This is a genomic window from Methylobacterium sp. Leaf466 (genome assembly GCF_001425565.1).
Classification (GTDB): Bacteria; Pseudomonadota; Alphaproteobacteria; order Rhizobiales; family Beijerinckiaceae; genus Methylobacterium.
This window is the reverse complement of record NZ_LMRC01000034.1, coordinates 275,453-299,022: the sequence shown is the minus strand read 5'-3', so window position 1 is coordinate 299,022 and position 23,570 is coordinate 275,453. Positions and strand designations below refer to the sequence as shown.

Annotated in this window: 27 protein-coding genes and 1 other RNA gene; 16 read left to right on the top strand and 12 right to left on the bottom strand. The window is 71.0% G+C overall.

Going from position 1 to position 23,570, the window contains the following annotated elements; genetic code table 11:
- Window positions 1-78: 78 nt before the first annotated feature.
- Genes soxX through soxA form a run of 4 tightly spaced genes read left to right on the top strand, consistent with a single transcriptional unit; the run spans window position 79 to window position 2,033 of the window.
- Complete coding sequence (soxX, locus tag ASG59_RS17550; RefSeq protein WP_244475755.1) at window positions 79-471, top strand: sulfur oxidation c-type cytochrome SoxX; 393 nt, start codon at window positions 79-81, stop codon at window positions 469-471.
- Complete coding sequence (locus tag ASG59_RS17545) at window positions 468-941, top strand: SoxY-related AACIE arm protein (protein WP_056283176.1); 474 nt, start codon at window positions 468-470, stop codon at window positions 939-941. Before soxX ends, ASG59_RS17545 begins: the two co-directional genes overlap by 4 nt.
- 4 nt (window positions 942-945) lie before the next feature.
- Complete coding sequence (gene soxZ / locus ASG59_RS17540) at window positions 946-1,266, top strand: thiosulfate oxidation carrier complex protein SoxZ (RefSeq protein ID WP_056410365.1); 321 nt, start codon at window positions 946-948, stop codon at window positions 1,264-1,266.
- Complete coding sequence (soxA, locus tag ASG59_RS17535) at window positions 1,263-2,033, top strand: sulfur oxidation c-type cytochrome SoxA (RefSeq protein ID WP_056410363.1); 771 nt, start codon at window positions 1,263-1,265, stop codon at window positions 2,031-2,033. Before soxZ ends, soxA begins: the two co-directional genes overlap by 4 nt.
- On the opposite strand, the gene ASG59_RS17530 is transcribed toward soxA, so the two are convergent.
- Window positions 2,023-3,471 carry a DEAD/DEAH box helicase gene (locus tag ASG59_RS17530; RefSeq protein WP_244475747.1) on the bottom strand — a complete coding sequence of 483 codons (1,449 nt, stop codon included), beginning with the start codon at window positions 3,469-3,471 and terminating at the stop codon, window positions 2,023-2,025. The two genes, soxA and ASG59_RS17530, sit on opposite strands and share 11 nt — an antisense overlap.
- A gap of 252 nt (window positions 3,472-3,723) precedes the next feature.
- Here ASG59_RS17530 and ASG59_RS17525 point away from each other — a divergent pair, with 252 nt between their 5' ends.
- Window positions 3,724-4,731 (top strand): threonine aldolase family protein, encoded by a 1,008-nt coding sequence (locus ASG59_RS17525; protein WP_056410527.1) that lies wholly within the window; start codon window positions 3,724-3,726, stop codon window positions 4,729-4,731.
- Window positions 4,728-5,948, top strand: coding sequence for an N-methyl-L-tryptophan oxidase (gene solA, locus ASG59_RS17520; protein ID WP_082528827.1), 1,221 nt, complete (start codon window positions 4,728-4,730; stop codon window positions 5,946-5,948). Before ASG59_RS17525 ends, solA begins: the two co-directional genes overlap by 4 nt.
- A 15-nt stretch (window positions 5,949-5,963) precedes the next feature.
- On the opposite strand, the gene ASG59_RS17515 is transcribed toward solA, so the two are convergent.
- From ASG59_RS17515 to ASG59_RS17505, 3 genes are all read right to left on the bottom strand, one after another.
- Complete coding sequence (locus ASG59_RS17515) at window positions 5,964-6,212, bottom strand: hypothetical protein (protein WP_055886707.1); 249 nt, start codon at window positions 6,210-6,212, stop codon at window positions 5,964-5,966.
- Between the two features lie 23 nt (window positions 6,213-6,235).
- The gene (locus tag ASG59_RS17510; RefSeq protein ID WP_056410359.1) at window positions 6,236-7,225 is read right to left on the bottom strand and encodes an Ldh family oxidoreductase; all 990 of its coding nucleotides are present in this window, start codon (window positions 7,223-7,225) and stop codon (window positions 6,236-6,238) included.
- A 68-nt stretch (window positions 7,226-7,293) separates the two neighbouring features.
- Window positions 7,294-7,542: a hypothetical protein gene (locus ASG59_RS17505; protein ID WP_056410357.1), complete on the bottom strand. Its 249-nt coding sequence runs from the start codon at window positions 7,540-7,542 to the stop codon at window positions 7,294-7,296.
- A 205-nt stretch (window positions 7,543-7,747) separates the two neighbouring features.
- On the opposite strand from ASG59_RS17505, the gene ASG59_RS17500 reads away from it, so the two are divergent.
- The 3 genes from ASG59_RS17500 to ASG59_RS17490 all read left to right on the top strand — a co-directional run bounded on the left by ASG59_RS17500 (window position 7,748) and on the right by ASG59_RS17490 (window position 9,758).
- On the top strand, window positions 7,748-8,014 hold the full coding sequence (locus tag ASG59_RS17500) for a YARHG domain-containing protein (RefSeq protein ID WP_055886715.1): 267 nt from the start codon (window positions 7,748-7,750) through the stop codon (window positions 8,012-8,014).
- A 130-nt stretch (window positions 8,015-8,144) separates the two neighbouring features.
- The gene (locus ASG59_RS17495; protein ID WP_056410355.1) at window positions 8,145-8,915 is read left to right on the top strand and encodes a glucose 1-dehydrogenase; all 771 of its coding nucleotides are present in this window, start codon (window positions 8,145-8,147) and stop codon (window positions 8,913-8,915) included.
- 90 nt (window positions 8,916-9,005) lie between these two features.
- Entirely contained in the window at window positions 9,006-9,758 is a 753-nt protein-coding gene (locus ASG59_RS17490; protein WP_244475746.1) for an endonuclease/exonuclease/phosphatase family protein, read from the top strand.
- A gap of 28 nt (window positions 9,759-9,786) precedes the next feature.
- Here the strand turns inward: ASG59_RS17490 and ASG59_RS17485 are convergent, their stop codons facing one another.
- Window positions 9,787-11,235: a phospholipase D-like domain-containing protein gene (locus tag ASG59_RS17485; RefSeq protein WP_055886721.1), complete on the bottom strand. Its 1,449-nt coding sequence runs from the start codon at window positions 11,233-11,235 to the stop codon at window positions 9,787-9,789.
- Between the two features lie 197 nt (window positions 11,236-11,432).
- Between ASG59_RS17485 and ASG59_RS17480 the strand changes: the two genes are divergently transcribed.
- Together ASG59_RS17480 and ASG59_RS17475 are read left to right on the top strand one after the other, a co-directional pair.
- The gene (locus ASG59_RS17480; RefSeq protein WP_055887378.1) at window positions 11,433-11,696 is read left to right on the top strand and encodes a hypothetical protein; all 264 of its coding nucleotides are present in this window, start codon (window positions 11,433-11,435) and stop codon (window positions 11,694-11,696) included.
- 30 nt (window positions 11,697-11,726) lie between these two features.
- Window positions 11,727-12,221, top strand: coding sequence for a phosphohydrolase (locus tag ASG59_RS17475; RefSeq protein WP_056410353.1), 495 nt, complete (start codon window positions 11,727-11,729; stop codon window positions 12,219-12,221).
- A 253-nt stretch (window positions 12,222-12,474) separates the two neighbouring features.
- On the opposite strand, the gene ASG59_RS17470 is transcribed toward ASG59_RS17475, so the two are convergent.
- From ASG59_RS17470 to ASG59_RS17445, 6 genes are all read right to left on the bottom strand, one after another.
- The gene (locus tag ASG59_RS17470; protein WP_056410351.1) at window positions 12,475-13,998 is read right to left on the bottom strand and encodes a Do family serine endopeptidase; all 1,524 of its coding nucleotides are present in this window, start codon (window positions 13,996-13,998) and stop codon (window positions 12,475-12,477) included.
- A gap of 135 nt (window positions 13,999-14,133) precedes the next feature.
- Window positions 14,134-15,081, bottom strand: coding sequence for a protease modulator HflC (locus tag ASG59_RS17465; RefSeq protein ID WP_055886732.1), 948 nt, complete (start codon window positions 15,079-15,081; stop codon window positions 14,134-14,136).
- Complete coding sequence (hflK, locus tag ASG59_RS17460; protein WP_055886734.1) at window positions 15,078-16,256, bottom strand: FtsH protease activity modulator HflK; 1,179 nt, start codon at window positions 16,254-16,256, stop codon at window positions 15,078-15,080. Before hflK ends, ASG59_RS17465 begins: the two co-directional genes overlap by 4 nt.
- A 176-nt stretch (window positions 16,257-16,432) precedes the next feature.
- Window positions 16,433-16,933: a dihydrofolate reductase gene (locus ASG59_RS17455; protein ID WP_056410349.1), complete on the bottom strand. Its 501-nt coding sequence runs from the start codon at window positions 16,931-16,933 to the stop codon at window positions 16,433-16,435.
- 13 nt (window positions 16,934-16,946) lie between these two features.
- Window positions 16,947-17,741 (bottom strand): thymidylate synthase, encoded by a 795-nt coding sequence (locus ASG59_RS17450; protein WP_056410347.1) that lies wholly within the window; start codon window positions 17,739-17,741, stop codon window positions 16,947-16,949.
- 52 nt (window positions 17,742-17,793) lie between these two features.
- On the bottom strand, window positions 17,794-18,570 hold the full coding sequence (locus ASG59_RS17445; protein ID WP_244475745.1) for a CPBP family intramembrane glutamic endopeptidase: 777 nt from the start codon (window positions 18,568-18,570) through the stop codon (window positions 17,794-17,796).
- A 105-nt stretch (window positions 18,571-18,675) separates the two neighbouring features.
- Between ASG59_RS17445 and ssrA the strand changes: the two genes are divergently transcribed.
- Window positions 18,676-19,063: a transfer-messenger RNA gene (ssrA, locus tag ASG59_RS20130) on the top strand.
- A gap of 71 nt (window positions 19,064-19,134) precedes the next feature.
- Window positions 19,135-19,818, top strand: coding sequence for an SspB family protein (locus ASG59_RS17440; protein ID WP_056410342.1), 684 nt, complete (start codon window positions 19,135-19,137; stop codon window positions 19,816-19,818).
- 45 nt (window positions 19,819-19,863) lie between these two features.
- Here the strand turns inward: ASG59_RS17440 and ASG59_RS17435 are convergent, their stop codons facing one another.
- Window positions 19,864-21,261 (bottom strand): cytochrome P450, encoded by a 1,398-nt coding sequence (locus ASG59_RS17435; RefSeq protein ID WP_056410340.1) that lies wholly within the window; start codon window positions 21,259-21,261, stop codon window positions 19,864-19,866.
- A 178-nt stretch (window positions 21,262-21,439) separates the two neighbouring features.
- Here ASG59_RS17435 and fumC point away from each other — a divergent pair, with 178 nt between their 5' ends.
- From fumC to ASG59_RS17420, 3 genes are all read left to right on the top strand, one after another.
- Window positions 21,440-22,873: a class II fumarate hydratase gene (gene fumC / locus ASG59_RS17430; protein ID WP_056410524.1), complete on the top strand. Its 1,434-nt coding sequence runs from the start codon at window positions 21,440-21,442 to the stop codon at window positions 22,871-22,873.
- 3 nt (window positions 22,874-22,876) lie between these two features.
- Window positions 22,877-23,068: a DUF4169 family protein gene (locus ASG59_RS17425; RefSeq protein WP_056410338.1), complete on the top strand. Its 192-nt coding sequence runs from the start codon at window positions 22,877-22,879 to the stop codon at window positions 23,066-23,068.
- Window positions 23,069-23,223: 155 nt separating this feature from the next.
- Window positions 23,224-23,457 (top strand): ribbon-helix-helix domain-containing protein, encoded by a 234-nt coding sequence (locus ASG59_RS17420; RefSeq protein WP_056410334.1) that lies wholly within the window; start codon window positions 23,224-23,226, stop codon window positions 23,455-23,457.
- The last annotated feature ends 113 nt before the right edge of the window (window positions 23,458-23,570 follow it).

The following is a 23,570-nucleotide window of genomic DNA, read 5'->3' as shown; positions in this document are numbered from 1 at the left end:
CGCCTCGTTCTTACGGCCGGGTGCCTTCTGGCAGTCGATGCATCCTTCGCGGGCGCGACGGACACCCGCCGCCCTCCCATCGCCATCGTTGGCGACGCCATTCCCGCCCCCTTCACCGACACCCCCGGCGACCCCGCGCGCGGCCGCGCGATCGTCGCCGACCGCACCCGGGGGCTGTGCCTGCTGTGCCACGCCGGGCCGATCCCGGAGGAACGGTTCCAGGGCGACCTCGGCCCCGACCTGTCGGGCGCCGGCAGCCGCCACACGGCGGGACAGCTTCGCTTGCGCCTGGTCGACGGCCGGGCCTTGAACCCGGACACGATCATGCCTTCCTATCACCGGGTCGACCCGAGCCCGCGGGTCGGGGCGGCCTGGCGCGGCAAGCCGGTGCTGGAGGCCCAGGAGATCGAAGACGTGGTCGCCTACCTCGCCACGCTGCGCGACGACACCAGGGAAGGACCAGCCCGATGACGCCCTCCGCCGGAACCCGGAACCGCCGCGACCTCCTCGCCGCCGGGGCGGCGGCCGTCCTGGCCATCACGGTGCGGCCCGTCGCGGCGGCCTCCCCGGTGCGCACCGAGAGCACGGCCGAGGCGATCCGCCGGTTCGCCGGGGAGGCGGCGATCACGCCGGGGCGGATCCACCTCGACCTGCCCCCCCTCGTGGAGAACGGCAACGCCGTGACCATCACGGTGACCGTCGACAGCCCGATGACCGCCGACGACCACGTCCGTCGCATCGCGGTGTTCAACGACAAGAACCCGCAGCCCAACGTGGTCACGGTGCATCTCGGGCCGGCCTCCGGCCGCGCGGCGGTGACCACCCGCATCCGGCTGGCCGACACCCAGCGCATCACCGCCATCGCCGAGACCAGCGACGGGCGCTACTGGTCCACCAGCGCCGACGCGATCGTCACGCTGGCCGCCTGCCTGGAGGGCTGAGCCGATGGCCCGCACCCTGATCAACGTGCCGAAATCCGCCAAGGCCGGCGAGGTCGTCACCATCAAGACGCTGATCTCGCACCCCATGGAGACGGGCTTCCGCCCCGGCGCCGACGGCCGCATCATGGCCCGCGACATCATCACGGACTTCGCCTGCCACTACGACGGGCGCGAGGTGTTTCGCGCAGAGCTGTTTCCGGCCACCGCCGCCAACCCCTATATCACCTTCACCCTGGTGGCGCAGGCGACCGGCCCGCTCACCTTCACCTGGCGCGGCGACAACGGGTTTTCACAGACCGAGACCGCGACGCTGACCGTGACGTGAGACGGCTCGCTGCCGCCGCCCTCGGCGCCTTCGCCTCTCTCGCGGCCGTGGCGGACGAGATCCCGCAGGCCGAGCGCCGCTCGGGCTTCGACGCCATGAGCGCCGAGACCCGCGCGATGCAGGTCGACGACACGGCCAACCCCGGCCTGCTCTGGGTGCAGGACGGCGCCGATCTCTGGACCAGGGCGCCCGCCTCCGGCCGGCCCGCCTGCGCCGGCTGCCACGGCGAGGCCGCGACCCTGCGCGGCGTCGCCGCCCGCTATCCGGCCTTGGACGAAGCGAGCGGCGCTGCGATCGACCTGCAGGGCCGGATCAACCATTGCCGGCGCGAGCACCAGGGAGAACCCCCCTACGGTCACGAGAGCCGCGAGCTGCTGGCGCTCTCCGCCTACCTCGGGTTCCAATCGCGCGGCCTTCCCATCGCATCGCCGCGCGACCCTCGCCTCGATCCGGCGCGGGCGCAGGGCGCGGCGCTGTTCCGCGAGCGGATCGGCCAGCTCGGCCTGTCCTGCGCCGCCTGCCACGACGACAACCACGGCCGGCGCCTGGGTGCGGCGACGATCCCGCAGGGCCATCCCACCGGCTACCCGCTCTACCGGCTCGAATGGCAGGGCCTCGGCTCGGTGCAGCGGCGCCTGCGCAACTGCATGACGGGGATGCGGGCGGAGCCCTTCGCCTACGGATCGGCGGAGTTCGTCGCCCTCGAACGCTACCTGATGGACCGGGCAGCCCCCCTGCCCATCGAGACGCCCGCCGTCAGACCGTGACGGGCTCGCCCATTGCGGCGTCGAGGCAGGCGACGATCGCGTCGAGCATCGCAGTGTCCTCGCCGGCCATGGCGTCCATGGCGGTCATGCGGCGCAGCACCGTGGCGGCGATCGCCTCCTCCACCGTGTCCTCGGCGAAGGCGTAGACGATCGTCGCCGCCTCGCCGTCGCGGTGGCAGCGGCCCTCGATCTGCGCGAGCTGGATGGCGCTGTGGCGCAGGTCGTGGACGACGAGGCTGCGCGGTCGCTCGCCGCCGGGCATCTCGTTGCGGTGGAGCGAGATCGACTCGGTCACCGTGAACACCACCACGTCGAGATTGCCGGTCTGGAAGGCGGTGCGCGTCGCCTCGTTGACCTCGGAGGACCGGGTGCCGTCGATGGCCCCGGCCCGCCAGCCCCGCGCCGCGAAAACCTCGCACAGCGCCGCGCGGGTCTCGAGGAAGGCCACCGAGACCGCCACCTGCTGGCCGTCCTCCAGCAACAGCTCGGCGAAATCGGCGGTGCCCGAGACCCGCAGCAGGCTCGCCTTCTGCCGGAAGCGCAGGTCCGCCGCCCAGCCGACCGGCCGGCGGGTGCTGCCGCCGGCTAAGCCCCATTCGCGGCGGAACTCGCGCCAGGTGGCGTCGTAGAGCCGGCGCTCGTCGCGTCCGAGCGCCGTGGCGGCGAGTTCGCGTTGCACCTCCGGCCAGCCGGCGATGTCGCCGGGCCGCCGCCGCAGGCCGATGGCGTCGGGCCCGGCATAGAGGAGACCGGCCATCACGGCGCAATCGTGGGCGTTGGCCTGCCACGACCAGTTCACCCAGCGCCCCTTGGCCCGCCCGATCGCCAGGTGCTGCATCAGGGCACGGAATTCGGCCAGCGTCCCGGCCGGCCGGCCGGCCGCTTCGCCCAGCAGGCGGCCGAGGTAGGACAATTCGTGCGGCGCCTGCCCCGCCGTGGCGCTCATGTAGATGGTGAAGGCGGCAGCCTCCGCGATCTGGCGGCAGACCAGGCTCTGCTGGGCTTGAGGGTTGCGCAGGCGGTGGCTCTCGTCGAACACCACCAGGGGCCAGGACCGCTTGAGGGCGCCGTGCTTGGCCAGGGCGTTGTTCTTCGCCCGCGTCGAGCGACGGACGACGGCGGCCGAGGGCGCCATCAGCGACTTGGTGCGCTCGTAGTTGATCAGCGTCACCGTCTTGGCGGCCAGGCCCGAGCGGGCGATGGTGTGGCGCCACTGCGGCATCGCCCCTTTCGGACAGACGATCAGCACCTCCGCCTCGGGCATCGATGCCAGCGCGCTCCAGACCGAGAGCGTCTTGCCGAGCCCGGTCATGTCGCCGAGCAGGAAGCCGCTGCGCCCGGCGGCCCGCGCGCGCAGGATCGCGTCCCGGGCCGCGACCTGATGGGGGCGAGGCGTCAGCATGGTGAGGGCGGCGGGCGTATGGTCGATGGAGGCCATGGGACGGGCCGGCTTATGGCACGGATCGCCGGAACGGGCCTCGCCCCTGGCGCCGGGAGCCATCAAACTTTAAAACCTCTTGCATCTGACCGGACAGGATCTCCGACCCGACGCTCTCGCTCCTCAGGTCTGGGATCGGATCATCCCGATGAAACCGGTCCGAATCCCCGGCCTCCCGCCTCGCACCCGACCGGACAACGCGACGTGACCATCGACCTCTACAGCGATACCCAGACGCGGCCGACGCCCGGCATGCGCGAGGCCATGGCCCGCGCGGTGGTGGGCGACGAACAGTCCAACGACGATCCCACCACCCTGGCGCTGTGCGAACGGGTGGCCACGATGCTCGGCCAGGAGGCCGGCGTGTTCATGCCCTCCGGCACGATGTGCAACCTCGCCGCCATCCTGGTGCAGACCCGGGCCGGCGACGAGATCATCGTCGACGACCAGTCCCACATCTACAACACCGAAGCCGCCGGGGCGGCGGCCATCGGCGGCGTCTCGGTGGCGCCGCTCGCGACCCCGGCCGGCGTCTATTCCGTGGCGGCGTTCGAGGCGGCGATCCGGCCGCCGGCCCGCACGGCGCCGCGCTCGGCGCTGGTGTCGATCGAACAGACCACGAGCTTCAGCGGCGGCTCGATCTGGGCGCTCGACGACATGCGCCGCATCCGCGACATCGCCCATGCCCGCGGCCTCAAGGCGCATATCGACGGCGCCCGCCTCCTCAACGCCGTCATGGCCACGGGGATTTCGGCCGCCGAATACGCGCGCGGGTTCGACAGCGTCTGGATCGACCTCAGCAAGGGGCTGGGCTGCCCGGTCGGTGCGGTCCTGTGCGGCACGAACGACTTCGTGGTGGAGGCCTGGCGCTGGAAGTACCGGCTCGGGGGCGCCATGCGCCAGTCGGGCGTGCTGGCGGCGGCCGGGCTCTACGCCCTCGACCACCACCTCGACCAGCTCGCCACCGACAACGCCCACATCCGGCTCCTGCACGGGGTCGTGGCCGACGCGCCGGGCCTGAGCTTCGAGCCCACCGCCGGCCAGTCCAACATCCTGTGCTTCTCGGTGCGCGGGCTAGGCGTGACGGCGGCGGATTTCGCCCGCGCCTGCCTCGCCCACGACGTCCGGGTGCGGGCGATCGGCGGGCATCAGATCCGCGTCACCACCCATCTCGACGTGAGCCGCGCGCAGGTGGAGCGGGCCGCGGCGGTCATCCGGGCCGAGGCTGACCGCCTCTTCGAGGAGAGGCAGTCGTCATGAGCGAACGCGAAACGTCCGTCGTCACGAGCGAGCGCGAGACGCCTGTCGCTGCAAGCGGGCGGGCGGATGTCGTGGTGGTGGGTCTCGGCGCGATGGGCAGCGCCGCCCTCTACCAGCTCGCCAGGAGCGGCGCGCGGGTGATCGGCCTCGACCGGTTCGCCCCGCCCCACGCCAATGGGTCGAGCCACGGCGAGAGCCGCATCACCCGCCAGTCGGTGGGCGAGGGCCGCGACTACGTCCCCCTCGTCCTGGCCTCGCACCGGATCTGGCGCGAGCTCGAGGCCGAGACCGGCGAGGACCTGCTCAACGCCTGCGGCGTGGTGGTGATGGCCCCGGCCGGCGGCGCCTCGCACCACGGCAAGCGGGATTTCGTGGCCACCTCCATCGCCGGCGCCGAGGCCTTCGGCATCCCGCACGAAGTGCTGTCGGGGGTGGAGGTGGGGGCGCGGTTTCCCCAGTTCCTCGGCCTGAAGGGCGACGAAAAGGCCTATTACGAGCCCGGCGGCGGCTATGTCCGGCCCGAGCGCTGCATCGCCGCCCAACTGGCACGCGCCGGCGAACTCGGGGCCGAGATCCGCACCGGCACCGAGGTGCTGGCGATCGCCCAGGACGCCGAGGGCGTCGTCGTCACCACCACCGGCGGCACGGTGCGGGCGGCCCAGGCGGTGGTCTCGGCCGGCGCCTGGACGGCTCCCCTGCTCGGCCGGCCGTTCGACCGCCTGCTCAAGGTCAACCGGCAGCTGCTGCACTGGTATGCCCTCGACGACACGAGCGCCTACGGCGCCGATGCGCCGGTCTTCATCTGGATGCACGGCGCCACCGACACGGACTATCTCTACGGCTTCCCCCCGATGCCGGGCGACCCCAGGCTGAAGGTGGCCACGGAGCAATACGACGGCTGGACCACCGCCGACGCCCTCGACCGCGTGGTCAGGCCCGAGGAATCCGCCGCGATGTACGAACGCCATGTCGCGGGGCGGCTGGCGGGCGCGACACCGCAGGTGGTCCAGGCGGCGGCCTGCCTCTACACCGTCACCCCCGACCGCGGCTTCATCATCGACCGCCATCCCGCCCACGACCGGGTGCTGGTGGTGGCCGCCTGCTCGGGCCACGGCTTCAAGCATTCCGCCGGCATCGGCGAGGCGGTCGCCCAGGTGATGACGACGGGCCGCAGCACCGTGGACCTGGCCCCGTTCTCGCTGTCGCGGTTCACCTGAGCCGTCGCGCGTGCCTCAGGCCGTGGGCGCATCGTCCTCGGCTTGCGCCAACCCGTCCTGCAGCGACCGGATGATGGTGCGCATCTCGGGCACCATGGCGATCGCCTTGGCGACGCGGTGGGCCTCCTCGCGCGTCATCGCGCCGGTGCCGGCATCGTCGTCGAAATAGGTCCAGGCGATGCGGCCGCCCTCGGCGTCCTCGACGCAGAATGCCCCCGGCCCCTCCACCACGGTCCAGGGGCTGGGAAAGCTGCGGGCGGTCATGGGCGTCTCCCGGGCATGGGGGTTCACAGGCCCTCGATCTGGGCCAGGAGCGAGTCGGAGATCGTGACGCCCTCGGTGACGGCGCGGGCACGGGCGGCGACGCGGCGGGCGCCGGGCAGGCGGGCCCCCTCCTGATCCGTGATCGAGCGGGCAAGCCAGGCGAACCGCTCGGTGGCGTCGCCGGCAAAAGCGGTGGCGTCGAACGCCACGATGAGCTGGCCGGTGCCGGGCGGGTCGCCTTGCGCATCCAGGAAGGACGAAGCCTCACCGGCGAAGCGCGCGCCGGTGAGCCCGGCGGCCAGGAGTTCGACAATGAGCGCCAGGGCGGTGCCCTTGGCGTCGCCCAGCGGCACCATGGTACCGGCGAGCGCGGCCGCCGCATCGGTGGTGGGCTCGCCGTTCGCGTCGAAGGCCCAGCCCTCCGGGATCGCCTCGCCGCGCTGGTGGGCGGCGATGATGTTGCCGCGCGCCACCTTCGACAAGGACAGGTCGACGACCACGGGATCGAGGCCCGGCAGCGGGCAGGAGAAGGCGACGGGATTGGTGCCGAAGACCGGGCGCGACCCGCCCCAGGGCGCCATCGAGGCGGGCGCGTTCGCGAACAGGATGGCGACGAGGCCGCGCTCGGCCAGGGCCTCCACCGGGCGTCCCGCCGCGCCGCAATGGTGCGAGCGGCGGATGGCGGCGGCGGCCACGCCCTGCGACCGGGCGATCTCGGGAAGCAGGTCCACCGCGACGTCGAGGGCGGGATAGGCGAAGCCGTGGGCGGCATCGACCGCCAGCAACCCCGGGCGCGGGCGCGCCGTCGTCACCTCGGCGTGCCCCACCACCTTGCCGGCCTTCACCTGCTCGCCGTAGGCGAGGAGGCGCATCAGGCCGTGGGTCCTGAGGCCGTCGGCCTCGGCGCCGACGAGGGCCGCGGCGGTGCTGGCCGCCGCGCTCGGCGCCGTGCCGCAACGGACGAGCGTCTCGACGGCGAGGGTCCGGGCGGCATCGAGGCTGAGGATCGGCATGCCCCATCCCTATGGCGGGCCCTTCGCGAAGTCACCCTCCATCGGGCGTCCATACAGGCCGGCGCCGGTCAGCGATCGCACCCGATGCAGATGTCGCGCACGACGCGAGGCGGGCGCGGCGGCCCGGTGCGCTGGTTGGGCAGCGACGTATCCGGGACGAGCAGGCTGGGACGCGGCGGCGGCTCGGGCCAAGCGCGCGGGGGCGGCGCCGCATCGACGTGGCCGGGCAGCGTCAACGCCATGTTCTGCGACAGCGCCGGGCAGGCGTGGACCGAGGCGGCGACGAGAGCGAACGCGAGGTGGAGGCGGATGGTCATGGCGGTCCCCGAACCCGAGGCGGGCTCCTGCCGCAAAACCGGTGCCCCCGTTTGCGAACCCTGCCGTGAGGATGCCGCGGCGGGGGCCTTCGGTTCCCCCCGACCGACGCCACGCACCGCGACTGCGGATTCTCCCGCCGCACGGGAGTGGCTATGATCGGGCGGAGGCCGGCCCACCGCCGGCCGGGAGGGGAGCCGTCGCACCATGGTTCGTTTGGCAATCGCAGGGCTGGCACTGTGCGTAGGGACCGGGTCGGCGCGGGCGGATTTTCCCTGCGACGAACTCTGGGGCGAGCGCAACGCCGCCTACAAGGACGCGGGCTACTGCTTCAAGACGCCCAAGGCGATCCGCGCCTTCGGCAACGCCGGGTGCCGCTACGACGAGATCGGCGACGTGCCGCTGTCCAGCCGCGTCCGCGCCAAGATCGCCGAGATCCAGCGCCAGGAACGCCTCAACGGCTGCGCGCCCTGACGCCCTTCCGGCCGGAGCGACTGCGACCGTCCGGCAGCCCGGCGGGGCGGAACACACCCTCGCCGGGTCGCCTTGACGTGGGTCCATCGCCGCTCCCGGCGGCGCGTTTCCCCACGAACACAGGCCGACCATGATCTTGCAAGGACGATGCGCCCTCATCACCGGGGCCGATTCGGGAATCGGACAGGCCACCGCCGAGGTCTTCGCCTGCGAGGGCGCCGACGTGGCGATCACCTACAACACCGATGCCGAGGGCGCCCGCGAGACGGCGCGCCGGGTCGAGGCGGCCGGGCGGCGCTGCCTGGTGATCCGCAACGACGTGTCGGACCCGGCCTCGGTGGAGGCCACCTTCGCCCAGGTGGCGGCGGACCTCGGCGTCCTCGACATCCTCGTCAACAACGCCGGCCAGGCCATGAACGGCATGCCGGTGGCCGAGATGGACGACGACACCCTGGAGCGCATCCTGCGCGTGAACCTGATGGCGCCGGTCTATTGCGCGCGGGCCTTCATCAAGGTGCGGCGCGCCAACGGCGGCGGCGGCAAGATCCTGCTGGTGTCCTCGGTGGCCCAGCACCTGCCGACCCCCGAGAGCGCCCCCTACGGCATGTCGAAGGCCGGTGTCGGCTCGCTGTGCCGCAGCCTGTCGCGGGAGCTCGCCGAGGACAGGATCAACGTCAACATCGTCGCCCCCGGCCTGATCCAGACCCCGATGACCAGCGACCGCTTCGAGAACCCGGAGAAGCTCGCGCAATCCCTCGAGCGGATCCCGTGGCATCGCGCCGGCCAGCCCGACGAGATCGCCAAGGCCATCCTCTACCTGTGCTCCGAGGCCGCCGACTACGTCACCGGGCACACCCTGGTGGTCGATGGCGGCCTGACCATGCAATGGGGCGGCGCCTGAGGCACCGGCGGCGGGGCGGGTCGGTCGGGAGACCGTCGATTCACCCCGCCGGGGTTTCCAACCGGGCGCGGCGTCCCAGTTAATCGCCTCATGCTCAACGACCGCCGTCTCGCCGACCACCGCCTCTCGACCACGGCGTTCCCCCATCCCGGCCAGCGCAAGATCCTGAGTTGGAACCTGCTGCGGCGGGTCGGCGCCAACGTCGCCGGCATCGCTACCCTGATCGAGCGCGAACAGCCCGACCTCGTGTTGATGCAGGAGGCCACCCGCGACATCGACGGCCTCAAGGCCCGGCTCGGCGGCGACTATGCCTGGGCGCAGCTGCCGGGCCGCATCCACGGCCTGGCGATCTGGAGCCGGACGCCGTTCGTGACGCGGCCGGAGGTCATCGCCCTGCCGTCCGGCGCTTTGATCGACCGGGTCTGCCAGGTGCTCGACCTCGGCGACTTCGGGGTCGCCAACGTGCACCTCTCCCACGGACAGGTCCTCAACCGGCGCCAGCTGCGCCGCATCGCCCTGAGCCTGCCCGAGCGCGCCGCGGTCATCGGCGACTTCAACCTGGTGGGGCCGCCGCTGCTGCCGGGCTTCACCGATGCCGGCCCGCGCCGGCCGACCCACGCCATGGGCCGGGTGGTTCCCCTGCGCCTCGACCGCTGCCTCGTGCGCGGGCTGGTCTGCCAGGGCGGGGCGGTGCTGCCACGCGGGGCCTCGGACCATCGGCCCATCGTCGTCCACCTCGCTCCGGCGCCGCAGCCGCGCGAGGAGCGGGCGCGCGGCAGAAACCCGATCGATCGCTTCGCGATGCGGATCTCGGCCTCGCTGAAGCGCCGCGCGGGGTTGTGATCCGGCTCCAGCCCGGGCGGATCGACGATCAGAGATACGGCAGCCAGAGGCGGGCGCTGGCGTCACGCAGGCGGATCGGCAGGGAGCGGCGCGCCAGATCCTCGCGGGTGAGGAGGGCACCGGTCTTCTCGTCCATGACGGCGCCGAGCCAGCGGGCGAGGTCGGCGTCGTAGATCTCAACGTTGAGTTCGAAGTTGAGGCGGAAGCTGCGCATGTCCCAATTGGCACTGCCGACGAAGCACCAGACCTCGTCCACCACCAGGATCTTCGAGTGGTCGAAGGGCGGCGTGTCGAGCCAGATGCGCACCCCAGCCGCCAGCAGGGGATCGACATGCGCCCGCGTCGCCCAGTCGACGAGGCGGTGGTCGCTGGTTTCGGGAACGATCACGTCCACGGCGATGCCGCGGCCGGCGGCGAGCGCGAGGGCGCTCGACAGCACTTCGCTCGGTAGGAAATAGGGCGTCGCGAGCCGGATGCTGCGCCGGGCGCAGGCCACCGCCTGCAGCACCACGAGTTCGATCTTGCGCAGGTCGGCATCGGGGCCGGAGGTGACCACGCGGGCCGAGGTCGGGCCGCCGGCCGAAGGCGGTGCGAACCAGACCGGACCGTCGAGGTCTTCGCCGTCGGCCAATGCCCAGTCGCTGGCGAAGGCCGCCACGAGCTGCTCCACCACCGGCCCGACGAGGCGGAAGTGGGTGTCGCGCATCGGGTCGGACGGTCGGGCGGAAAGGCAGTTCGCGTCGGCGATGTTGATGCCGCCGGTGAAGGCGATCTCGCCGTCGACGATCATCAGCTTCTTATGGCTGCGCAGGTTGAGGAACGGCATCCGCCACGGCAGCGCCGAGTGCATGAACCGTGCGACCGGCACGCCGGCCCGGCGCAGGCGCCGGTGGATGCCCGAGATCAGGTAGCCGCTGCCGATGCCGTCGATCAGGACGCGGACCTCGACGCCCCTGGCCTTCGCCCCGGCCAGGGCGGCGACGAAAGTGCGTCCGATCCGATCGTCGCGCATGATGTAGCTCGACAGGACCACCGACCGCCGCGCCGCGCCGATCGCCGCCAGCATCATGGGATAGGCCTCGTCCCCGTGGCGCAGGGGCGTCACCGCGTTGCCCGGCGACAGGGGAAGCTGGGTGATCGTCCCCACCACCCGGTCGAGGGGTGCGAGAACGGCGGTGGCCGCGACCTCGGCCGTGGCTTGCCCCCCCTCCCGGGTCTGTCCCGGGGACGACGGCTTGACGCGCAGGCGCCTGGCCCGGCGCGTCACGCGGTTGACGCCGAACAGGATGTAGAGGCTGCCGCCCAGGAACGGCGACAGCCAGGCGAGGCCGATCCAGCCGATCGCCGCCCCGACCTCGCGCTTGCGCAGGAGCACGTGCACCGTGACGGCCACGGCGAGGCAGATCCCCGCCACGGACAGGATGTCGGTACGGATCGCGGCCGTCTGGCCGATCCACCGCAGCATCACCTCTTCCACCGCCGCTCCCCGTCCGCGGATCCTTCGACCGGGCCGGCCGCGTCCCGCCCCCATGTGCGACGTGGGATACGTGAAGCCATGCCACGGACCAACCGCCCCCTCGGCGAGGGGTGCGACGCCATCGCGATGCCGGACCGACGCACCGATCGTGGTCGGCCCGGTTGCGGCGGGCGCCGCGGGCGTCCACTCTGGCGGCCATGACCGAGACCCTCACCGTCGCCGCCCTGCGCGACCTCAACCTGATCTCCGAGGACGAGGTGAATGCGGCCGTCGCCGCCTTCATGGCGAACCCGATGGCGCCGCCGTTCGTGTTCCGGGAAGGCTACCGTCTGCACCTCGCCAAGGCGGTGCGGCGTCATCCGGGCGCCAACGACATCGTCAACAACGGGAGGGCCGGCCCACAGATGCGGCTCCCCTTCGTGCGGGCCGCCATCCTCGAGGCGCGGCCGCTTCGGGAATAGGGGCACCCCACCGGCCGGGACGAAGGCACCATGGCATCCATCTTCGACGCACACAGCCTGGCGGTCGTCGCCCACGCCGGCCAGATCGACAAGGGCGGCCAGCCCTACATCCGGCACCTCGAACGGGTGGCCAACGCCGCCGTCGGACGGGCCGGGCACGCGCGGGCGGTGGACCACCTCGGCATCGACCCGATGGTGGTGATGCAGGCGGCCATCCTCCACGACGTGATCGAGGACACGGCGACCACCTCGACCGACCTGCGCGTGCGCGGCTTCGCCGACGCCGTGATCGCGAAGGTGGTGCTGCTCACCAAGCCGCCGGGCAAGCCCCCTTACGAAGAGGCGATCGACCGGATCGTCGAGAGCGGAAACCTCGGCGCGATCCTCATCAAGATGTCGGACACCGAGGACAACCTGAGTCCCGAGCGCACCCTGCCGGACGGCGAGGATCGCCGGACCCGCTACGCCATCGCCTTCGCCCGCCTGCGGGAGGCCGCGCGGGCTCTGGGCTACACCGGCGACTAGATCCGGCGACTAGATCCGGAATGGTCCACCCTTACGACGCGCCGCTTCCCTCACCGCGTCCCGGATCACCCGGCGCGGGGATTCAGGCTCCCGGAACGTCGTCGCGTTTCCTTCAGGGACGACGGCAGAAGCCGGTGGTCACGGATCGCAAATCTGAAACCTCGCAGACAGCAAGCGTTTCTGTGGTGAGATGGCAAAAGGGCGGCGCACGGACCGGTGCGTGAGCCGCCCGACGATGGTTCGCGCGAAACGACTACTCGAGGCCGATCGCCACGAACCGCACGTCGCCGGTGGCGCTCGCCACGAGCAGGAGCACCGACTTGCGGCCCTCCTTCTTGATCTGGTCGACACGCTTGGTCACGTCGGCGGGGGTGGCGACGGCCTCCTGACCGACCTCGACGATGACCTCGCCGGGCTTGATCTGCTTGTCCGACGCGGCCGAGTTGGCGTCGACCTTGGTCACCACGACGCCCTTGAGGGTGTCCTTGATGCTGTAGCGGCGGCGCAGCTCGTCGGTGATGCCCGAGACGCTGAGGCCCAGGACCGGCCGGGCGACGCTCTCGGCCTCGGGCTGGCGGACGTTGGCGAGCTGGGGCTTCTCGTTGTCCTCGAGCCGGCCGAGGGTGACGGACTTGGTCGCCTCCTGACCCTTGCGGACGACCAGGACCTCGACGGTCTTGCCCACCGGCGTCGCCGCCACGATTCGCGGCAGGTCGGCGGAGGACTGGACGACGGTGCCGTTGAAGCGGGTGATCACGTCGCCGACCTCGAGACCCGAGGACTTGGCCGGACCCTTCTCGTCGATGCCGGCGATGAGGGCACCCTTGGCGCCGCCCTTGAGGCCGAGTGCATCGGCGGTCACGTCGTCGACGTTCTGGATGCGCACGCCGAGCCAGCCGCGGCGGACCTCACCGAAGTCGCGCAGCTGCTGGATCACCGGGCCGGCGGTGCCCGAGGGGACGGCAAAGCCGATGCCCACGGAGCCGCCGGTGGGCGACAGGATGGCAGTGTTGATGCCAATGACTTCGCCGTTCATGTTGAACAGCGGCCCGCCGGAGTTGCCCTTGTTGATGGCCGCGTCCGTCTGCAGGTAGTTGTCGTAGGGGCCGGACTCGATGTTACGGCCGCGCGCCGAGACGATGCCGGCCGAGACCGAACCGCCGAGGCCGAACGGGTTGCCGATGGCGATCACCCAGTCGCCGGGGCGCATCTTGTCGGAATCGCCGAACGGTACCGCCTTGAGCGGCTTGTCGGCTTCCGGCTTCACCCGCAGCACGGCAAGGTCGAGTTTCGGATCCTTGCCGATGATCTCGGCCTTCAGCTTGGAGCCGTTGTGCAGGATCACCTGGATGTCGTTGGCATCGCCGATGACGTGGTTGTTGGTGATCACGATGCCCGAGGCGTCGATGATGAAGCCCGAGCCCAGGGAGTTCGACTTGCGCTGCTGACGCGGCGTGCTGTTCTCGCCTTCGCTGCGGTCACCACCGCCGCGCTGGCCACGCTTGTTGAAAAAGTCCTCGAACAGATCCTCGAACGGCGTGCCCGGCGGCAACTGCGGCAGGGTGCGGCTGGTGGGCGGGCGCGCCTCGACCGTCGTGGATGCCGAGATGTTGACGACCGCGTCGGTCACCTGCTCGGCGAGATCGGCCAGGGATTCCGGGCCCTTGGCGAGGGCCGGAAACGGCAGGGCCGCCGCAGCGACGGAGGCGCCGATGACGGCACTGGCCAGCATGGCCCGGACACGGGGCATCTTCACGGCGCTCGCGACGGAAACCATGGATCAACCTCTCGAATGGCGGGGAGGGTGGTAGATCGTCCGGGGCGTGCGCCGATCAAGGGCATCGGATGCCGCTCGGGCGCTTGGCCGCATCCGCGGCCGGCTCGTGGAGAACGGAGCCGGCCGCATCGCGTCTTACCGGGCCGTCGATCCCGTGGCGCCGGGATCGCGGGCCGCCCGCGGCGCGGTGCCGGGTGCCCGGCCCTGCGGATCGCTGAAGTAGCGGAAGAAGTCCGAGTTCGGGCTGATGACGAGGCGGGTGTCGGACCCCTTCAGGCCGGCCTCGTAGGCCTGCATCGACCGGTAGAAGCTGAAGAAGTCGGCGTCCTTGCCGTAGGCCTCGGCCAGGATCCGGTTCTTGTCGCCGTCGCCCTGACCGCGAAGGGTCTCGGAGGACTGGTTGGCCTCCGACAGGAGCACCGTGACGTCGCGGTCGGCCTTCGCCTTGATCGACACCGCCATCTGCTCGCCGTTGGCACGGATGTCGGCCGCCTCGCGCTTCCGCTCGGTCTTCATCCGCTCGTAGACCGCCGTGGAGTTGGCCGCGGGAAGGTCGACCCGGGTCATGCGCAGATCGACGATCTGAACGCCGAGATCCTTGGCCTGGCGGTTCACGTCCTCCTGGATCTCGTTCATCAGCGCCGCGCGGCCTGTCCGCACGATGGCGTCGCGGGTCGAACGGGCCAGGACGTTACGCAGGGCCGAGTTCACGAAGCTGGCGAGCAGCGTGTTGGCGCGGGGGATGTTGTTGGCCGACTGGTAGAACCGCAGCGGATCGATGATGCGGTAGCGGGCGAAGGCGTCGACCTCCAGGTTCTGGCGATCGGCGGTCAAGAGCGTCTGCACCGGCAGGTCGAGGTCGAGCACGCGCTTGTCGAAGAAGACCACGTTCTCGAAGAACGGCACCTTGAAATACAGGCCCGGCTTGTCGATGCCGGTCTGGTTGAGGGCGGCGCGGACGCTACCGAACCGCAGGACGAGGGCCTGCTGCATCTGGCCGACGGTGAAGACCGAGGCGTAGAGCGCCACGGCGACGGCGGCGGCGACGATGGCCGCGCCCGTGCGAATGACCTGGCCGTTCATCGTGCGACTCCCCCCGCCGTCGAGCCGGGGCTCTGGCGCCCGAATTCCGTCAAGGGCAGCACCGGCAGCACGCCGGCCGCGGCCGCGCCGCCGGCGACGCCGGCCCCGCCCTGGTCGATGATGACCTTGTTCACCGAGCCGAGCACGCGCTCCATCGTCTCGAGGAAGATGCGCTCGCGGCTGATGACCGGCGCGGTCTTGTAGGATTCGTAGACCTGCTGGAATCGGGCGGCCTGACCGGTCGCCTCGGCGGTCGCCTGGGTCTTGTAGGCTTCGGCCGCCTGTACGATCTGCGACGCGCGACCGCGGGCCTGGGGCACCACGCTGCTGGCGTAGGTGCGGGCTTCGTTCTGCACGCGCTCGGCGTCCTGCTGGGCGGCGTTCACGTCGATGAACGACGGGCGGACCTCGGGCGGCGGGTTCACGCTCACGAGCTGCACGACGACGATCGAAACGCCGGCACCGTATTCGTCGAGGGCCTTCTGGGTCATCTCCTTGACCTCCTGGGCGACGCTCGACTGCTCGTTGGTGAGGATCGGCTGGATGTTGCGACGCCCGATCACCTCGCGCATCGAACTCTCGGCCAGCGCCTTGATGGTGCCCTCGGGGTTGGCGAGGTTGAACACGTAGTCGGACGCCTTAAGCGCGTTCACGCGCCACTGCACTTCGAAGTCGAGGTCGACGATGTTCTCGTCGCCGGTCAGCATCAGGCTTTCCTCGGGCACGTCGCGGCCGCGGCTCTGGGCGCTCACCCCGGCACGGTAGCCGATGGCGACGGTGTTGATCTGGCCGACGTTGGGCTTCTCGACGCCGCCGATCGGATAGGGAAAGTTGTAATGGAGGCCGTCGCCGGTCGTGGTGGTGTAGCGGCCGAAGATCGTCTCGATGCCGACCTGCTGCGGCTCGACCTTGTAGATACCGGTGGCGAGCCAGGCGACGACGGCGAGGCCGGCCGCCACGAGCACGCCGCGCCCGCCGCCCATGGAGCCGCCGGGCATCACACCGCGCAGGCGATCCTGGCCGCGCCGCAGGAGATCCTCGAGATCGGGGGGCGTCTTACCGCCACCGCCGCCACCGCCGCCGCCCCAGGGGCCACCGCCATTGCCGCCGCCGCCGCGCCCCCAGGGCCCTCCCCCGTTGCCGCCACCGCCGCCGCTCTGATTGCTCCAAGGCATGCTGGCCGATCTCTCCTACTCAAGCACCATCCCGCTCAAGGCGGGCCGAACCGGTGACGGTAAGCACTGCGTGCGGCCGCTCCGTCCTGTCAAGGCTCGGAAGTGGGCATCGCCGGGGGCAAAGGCAACCGGCCGGACCGGTTCTGCGCAATGGGTCGCGGGGCCGGATGACAGGGTCACGCCACACGTATCAGGTCGACGAAGGCAAAGGGGTGGTCGTCGTGCTCGGCCGCCGGGTGCGCCTCGCGCCCGACCTCGCGGAAGGCCGAGCGGTCGAAGGCCGGGAACACCGTGTCGCCGTCCGGCGCCGCCTCGACCTCGGTGAGGTGGATCGCGTCCGCCTGCGGCAGGGCCAGCGCGTAGATCTCGGCCCCGCCGGCCACCATCAGCTCGCCGCCCTCCGCCGCCCCCAGGGCCGCCTCCCACCCGTGGACGACCTCGACGCCCTCGGCGGCAAAGCCGGGGTCGCGGGTGAGGACGAGGGTACGGCGGCCCGGCAGCGGCCGGCCGATCGACTGGAAGGTCTTGCGCCCCATCAGCAGCGGCCTGCCCATGGTGAGCGCCTTGAAGCGCCGCAGGTCGCTGCGCAGCCGCCAGATCAGCTGATTGTCGCGGCCGATGACGCCGTTGCCGGCGACGGCGGCGACGACGACGATACGGGGACGGCTCGGTGTCATGGAGGCCCTTTCCTCAGACCGCGATCGGCGCGCGGATCGCGGCATGCGGCACGTAATCGCGGATCGCGATGTCCTCGAACCGGAAGGCGAACAGGTCGGTCACCGAAGGGTCGAGGTGGAGGCGCGGCAGGGGGCGCGGCTCGCGGGTGAGCTGGAGCCGGGCCTGGTCCTCGTGGTTGCGATAGAGGTGCGCGTCGCCCAGCGTATGGACGAAGTCGCCCGGCTCCAGCCCGGTGACCTGCGCCATCATCGCGGTGAGCAGGGCGTAGGAGGCGATGTTGAACGGCACGCCGAGGAACACGTCGGCCGAGCGCTGGTAGAGCTGGCAGGAGAGGCGCCCCTTCGCCACGTAGAACTGGAACAGGCAGTGGCAGGGCGCCAGCGCCATCCGGTCGAGGTCGGCCGGGTTCCAGGCCGAGACCACGAGGCGGCGGGAGTCGGGGTTGCGGCGGATCTCACCCAACACCCAGGCGATCTGGTCGATGGCGCCGCCGTCGGGCGTCGCCCAGGAGCGCCACTGCCGGCCGTAGACCGGGCCGAGGTCGCCGTGCTCGTCCGCCCACTCGTCCCAGATCGTGACGCCGTTGGCCTGGAGCGAGCGCACGTTGGTGTCGCCGGAGAGGAACCACAGCAATTCGTAGACGATCGAGCGCAGGTGGAGCTGCTTCGTCGTGACCAGGGGAAACCCTTGCGCGAGGTCGAACCGCATCTGGTGCCCGAACACGGAGAGGGTGCCGGTGCCGGTGCGGTCGTCCTTGGCGACCCCGGAGTCGAGGATGCGCGCGAGGAGCTGGTGGTAGGGGATCATGGCGGGCCTCGTTTCGGCCCGTGGCGATAGCGCGAAAGGCGGCGCGAGACCATCAGGTCGCGCTCGGCCACAGCACGTAGACGAGGACGGCGAGGTTGCTCCAGGCGTGCAGGGCGATGCAGGGCCAGAGCCGGCCGGTGCGCCAGCGCAGCCAACCGAGCATCAGGGCCAGGGGCAGGAGCGACACCGGCCGCGCCCAGCCCACCTGCGACACATGCGCGACGGCAAACAGCAGGCCGGTCGCCAGGATCGCCGCCGCGGGCCCGAGGAAGGCCCGCGCCCGGGCGAAGATCTCGCCGCGCATGAGCAACTCCTCGGCCAGCGGCGCCAGCAGCGTCGCATAGGCGAGCCAGGCCGCCGCGGCGACCAGCGGCATGCCGGGGGCCAGGGACACGTGCCGGCCGAAGGAGGTGGAGAACATCTCGGCGGTGGCGGTGACCCACAGGATGTGGACCACCGGCCAGGCCAGGAGGATGACGAGGAGGCGCGAGGCGGGAAGACCCGTCGCTCGAGGTAGGTCCGGCTCTCCTCGAAGGCCGGGCTCCTCGGCCCGCGCCAGGGCCAGCGTCCGGCGCCAGCCGTCCCGGTCCCGCCACCACACCGCCCCCACGACGAGGGCCGCGAGCAGCGCCTGCCGGAGGAGGTCGAGGGCGATCTCGCGCATCGCCAGCTGCCGGGGCGGCAGGCGCGGCCGCCGGTCCGGCGACAGGAACGGGTCGATCCCCGCCAGGAGGTCGGCACCGACGCGCACCACCACGACGGCGAGCAGGCTCGCCGCGGCGAGGTAGAGGAGCGCCCGCAAGGCGAGCCCGGCCAGACCGAGGATCACGCCCCCGAACGATGCGACCTCGCGCCGCTGCGGGACGTCGGGCGGGCCTGGTGCCTGCGCGTTTCGGGCAACAGCCGCATCATCGGGCATGATCGTGCGAGGATCGGGCTTCAAAACCGGCCGGACTCCCTCTATGTTACCTCTGCCGGTCGCAAGACCGGCTATGGCGATAAACGGTCTTCGAAATAAACCTATCGGACCCGGGGGCGGTACCCGGCGCCTCCACCAAGACCCAGGGCCTTTGGACGCAACGTCCGCAAAAGGGCGGGTTGCCTGGGTTTCGGCGGGGGCGAAATAGGATCGACGAGGGCGTAAAGGTAGAGCTTTCGCTCGGCATGGTTCCGCCGTTATCGGGCCTCTGCAATAGTTGCCAATGACAACTTTGCTCCGGTGGCGGTGGCTGCGTAAGCGGTCCCCAATACCAAACCAAAGTCCTACCGGTTAGCATCGGATAGGCGGGGTTCGGAGGCACCTGGCAACAGAAGCCTCCACTTTAGAATTCAGAGCGACCCGGTGCGCCCGACAGCGCGGAACGACCGGCGGGCACCGGCAGGGCGACCGAAGATGGCAGACGATCTCATCCGCTACGATCTTCTGGTGCAGGATGCGTTGCGCGGGGTGGTTCGAAAGGTGCTGACCGATGCGGCGCGCGAAGGCCTGTCGGGCGAACATCACTTCTACGTGTCGTTCCGGACGGAAGCGCCGGGCGTGCGGATGTCGCAGCGCCTGCGCGAGAAGTACCCGCAGGACATGACCATCGTCCTCCAGCACCAGTTCTGGGACCTCGGCGTCACCGAGCACACCTTCGAGGTCGGGCTGTCGTTCTCCGGCGTGCCCGAGCGGTTGCTGGTGCCGTTCGAGGCCCTGACGGGGTTCTTCGACCCCTCCGTGCAGTTCGGCCTGAAGTTCGATCTCAACGACGGCGTCGAGGAGAGCGCAGAGGCGGACGAGGCCCAGGGGATGGTCCAGAAGGGCGCCCCGCGGGGAGCCGCCTCGGAGCCCACCGAGATCAAGCCGCGGATCACCGGCCAGGGCAACACTCCGGGCCAGGGCGGCCTGACGACGATCGGCGGGGCTCCCAAGCTCCTGCCGGCCGCCGCCCAGAACGCCGAGGCGCCCAAGGAGGCGTCCAAGGCCGCCAGACCCCTCCTCAAGAAGTCGGACTCGAGCGGCGACACCCCTCCCGCGCCCCCGGCGGAAGGCAGCGCCGAGGTCGTGAGCCTCGACGCGTTCCGCAAGAAGAGCTGAGGCAAGAAGAGCTGACGGAAGGCAGGGGCCTTCCGAGGCCTTTTCCTACCGGCGCGCCGCCACGCCCATGCGCAGGCCGCTTTCCGGCCTCAGGGTGACGCGGTGGAGCGGCACCACCGGCGGGTGATCCGCCGCCATCGCGAGCCGCACCGAGCGGACGATGTGGGCGAGCACCAGCGACGCCTCCTGCAGCGAAAAGCTCTGGCCGATGCACACGCGCGGCCCCGCCCCGAACGGCAGGTAGGCGAAACGCGGGATCGCGGCCCGGTTCTCGCCGAGGAACCGGTCCGGCACGAAGGCCTGGGGGTCGTCCCAGAGCGTGCGATGGCGATGGAGCACGTAGGGCGCCACCATCACCAGCGACCCGCGCGGGATCTTGATGCGGCCGATGCGATCCTCGGCGATGGCTTGGCGGCTCATGAAGGGCACCGGCGGGAACAGCCGCATCGTTTCCTCCAGCACCGCCTTGGTGAAGGGCAGGTCCGCCACGTCGAAGTCGCCTGTCTCCCCGGCCGCCGCATCGACCTCGGCTTCCAGGCGCCGCAGGCTCTCGGGGTCCTGCGACAGGCAGTACAGGGCCCAGGTCAGGGCGTTGGCGGTGGTCTCGTGGCCGGCGGCGATGAAGGTGACGATGTTGGCCTTCACCTCGAGGTCGGTGAGGCCCTTGCCGGTCTCTGGGTCCTGCGCCCGAAGCAGCAGGGTCAGGAGGTCGGCAGGCGCGTCGCCGCCCGCGATCAGCGCCTTGCGCCGGGCGATCAGCTCGTCCACCACCTCCTCGAAGTAGCGGATCGCGGGCTGCGCCCGGATGCGGCCGATGCGCGGCACGAACGCGGGAATTCCGAACACGTCGAGGGGGTCGATCGGCCCGACCGCTTCCAGGAAGCGGGTGATGGCGCGGCCGAGCGCATCGGGGTCGCTCGACAGGCCGCGGGTGAAGATCGTCCTCTCCAGGACGTCGAGGGTGACGCGGGTCATCTCCAGCGCCACGTCGATGGTGGTGCCGTCGCGCCGGGACAGGCGGCGGGCGATGCGAGCGCCCGCACCGTTCATCGCAACCGCGAAATCGACGACGTGGCGGGCGGAGAAGATCGGCGCCAGGGTGCGCCGCTGCAGGCGCCATTCCTCGCCCTCCGCCGTGAGGAGGCCGTTGCCCAGGCCCGGCGCCAGGACCCGGCGCTGGAGGTCGTCCTTGCGGTAGTTGGCGGCATTGTCGACGTAGAGGTAGCGGATCAGGGCGGGGTCGCTGACCACCGTCACCCGGCCGAGCGCCCCCTCCCCCGCCACCACCGGCCGGATGAAATGCTCCTCGAGCCAGGTGGTGATCGGGTTGGCCCGGGCCGCCTTGAGGAAGGCGAACAGGCCCGGCTGTTCGCGCAAGGGGCGCGGCACCACCGGCCGGAAGCGCAGGGTGGGATCGTCGCGAAGGTCGGTGCCTGCCGTCATCGTCGAGATCCTCGAATGGTCCGGCCACGCGCGTGACGGACAAAGGGCGACGGAAACGCGCCGATGTTGCGGCGCGGCGCCCTCGCGCCATCGCCCTGGCGCCCGCCACCCGGTAAGTAGGGTCCCAGGATCCCCGACCGAAGAGGCCACGATGTCGCCGCAGGACACGCCCCAGGATATGCGTGAGGACACACGCCAGGACACACACCAGGACACCTCCGCCACCCGCACCGAATCCGACACCTTCGGGCCTATCGCGGTGCCCGCCCATCGCTACTGGGGCGCGCAGACGCAGCGCTCAATCCAGAACTTCAAGATCGGCACCGAGCGGATGCCCGCGCCCCTCGTCCACGCGCTCGGCCTCGTCAAGCAGTCGGCCGCCCTGGTGAACCGGGATCTCGGCGGTCTCGCTCCGGAGGTGGCCGACGCCATCGCCGCATCGGCGGCCGAGGTGGTCGCCGGTGAGCACGACGACGAGTTCCCGCTGGTGGTGTGGCAGACGGGCTCGGGCACCCAGTCGAACATGAACGCCAACGAGGTGATCGCCAGCCTCGCCAACGAGCGGCTCGGGGGCAAGCGCGGCGGCAAGTCGCCGGTCCACCCCAACGACCACGTCAATCGCGGCCAGTCCTCCAACGACGTTTTTCCCACCGCGATGCACATCGCGGTCTCGCGCGAGATCAACGACCGCCTGCTGCCGGCCCTCACGCACCTGCACGACGCCCTCCAGGCGAAGTCCGAGGCGTTCTCCGCCATCGTCAAGATCGGCCGCACCCACCTGCAGGACGCGACACCCGTCTCGCTGGGCCAGGAGTTCTCCGGCTACGTGGCGCAGGTGGCGCTGGGTGCCGGGCGCGTGAAGGCGACGCTGCCGGGCGTGCTGGCCCTGGCGCAGGGCGGCACGGCGGTGGGCACCGGCCTCAACGCCCACCCGGAGTTCGCCGAGAAGTTCGCGGCCCAGGTCGCCGAACTCACCGGCCTGCCCTTCACCTCGGCCGCCAACAAGTTCGAGGCCCTGGCCACCCACGACGCCCTGGTGTTCACGCAGGGCGCGCTCTGCGCACTGGCCGCCGGCCTGTTCAAGATCGCGCAGGACATCCGCCTTCTGGCCTCGGGTCCGCGCTCGGGCCTGGGCGAACTCTCGCTGCCCGAGAACGAGCCCGGCTCCTCGATCATGCCCGGCAAGGTCAACCCGACCCAGTGCGAGGCGCTGACCATGGTCTGCGCGCAGGTGATCGGCAACGGCACCACGGTGAGCTTTGCCGGCTCACAGGGCCATTTCGAGCTCAACGTGTTCAAGCCGGTGATCGCCAACGCGGTGCTGCAGTCGATCCGGCTCCTGGCCGACGCCGCCGTGAGCTTCACCGACAATTGCGTGGTCGGCATCAAGGCCAACGAGGACCGGATCGCGGACCTCATGAGCCGCTCGCTGATGCTGGTGACCGCGCTGGCCCCCTCGATCGGCTACGACAAGGCCGCCGAGATCGCCAAGACCGCGCACAAGAACGGCACCACCCTGAAGGAGGAGGCCCTGCGCCTGGGCTACGTCACGGCGGAAGAGTTCGAGCGCGTGGTGCGCCCCGAGACCATGCTGGCACCCGGCGCCGAGTGAACCATGGCCGAGATCATCAACCTGCGGGCCGCGCGCAAGGCCAAGGCGCGCGGCGAGAAGGAGGAGACGGCCAAGGACAACCGCATCCTCTTCGGCCGCCCGAAGAAGGCCAGGACCCTGGCGGAGGCCAAGAAGGCCATCGAGGTCTCCCGCCACGAGGGCCACAAGCTCGTGGGGCGGGACGACGAGGGATGACGACCCCGTCTCCGGCCCTGTCGGTGGCGCGTTCCGGGTCGCGAGGATCGCCGGATGTGTGACGTCGATACCTTGCCACGAGGAAAAGACCCGCGACGAGGAGAGGACCCGCGACGGAGAAAGGACCCGCGACGAGGACATGAGACGTCCTCGCCATGAGCGCCGGCATCACCAAACGCTCCGTGATGATCGCCGGCCATCGCACCAGCGTCTCGCTGGAGGACCCGTTCTGGGCCGCCCTGCGCGACATCGCCGGGGCTCGCCGGCGATCGGTCCAGGCCCTGATCGGCGAGATCGACGCTGTGCGCGGTGCACAGAACCTGTCCTCGGCGATCCGGGTTTTCGTCCTCGACGCCGTACGGGGGGATTGCTCAATCGGGCAACCATAGCCTCGCGACGGCACCGATGACCTGCTGGATCCGTCGCGACAAAGGCCCGAGACTGCAACCTTGACCGTTTAGTAACCGGCCTGCATTAGCGCACTCCGTGTTGATCGGAGATG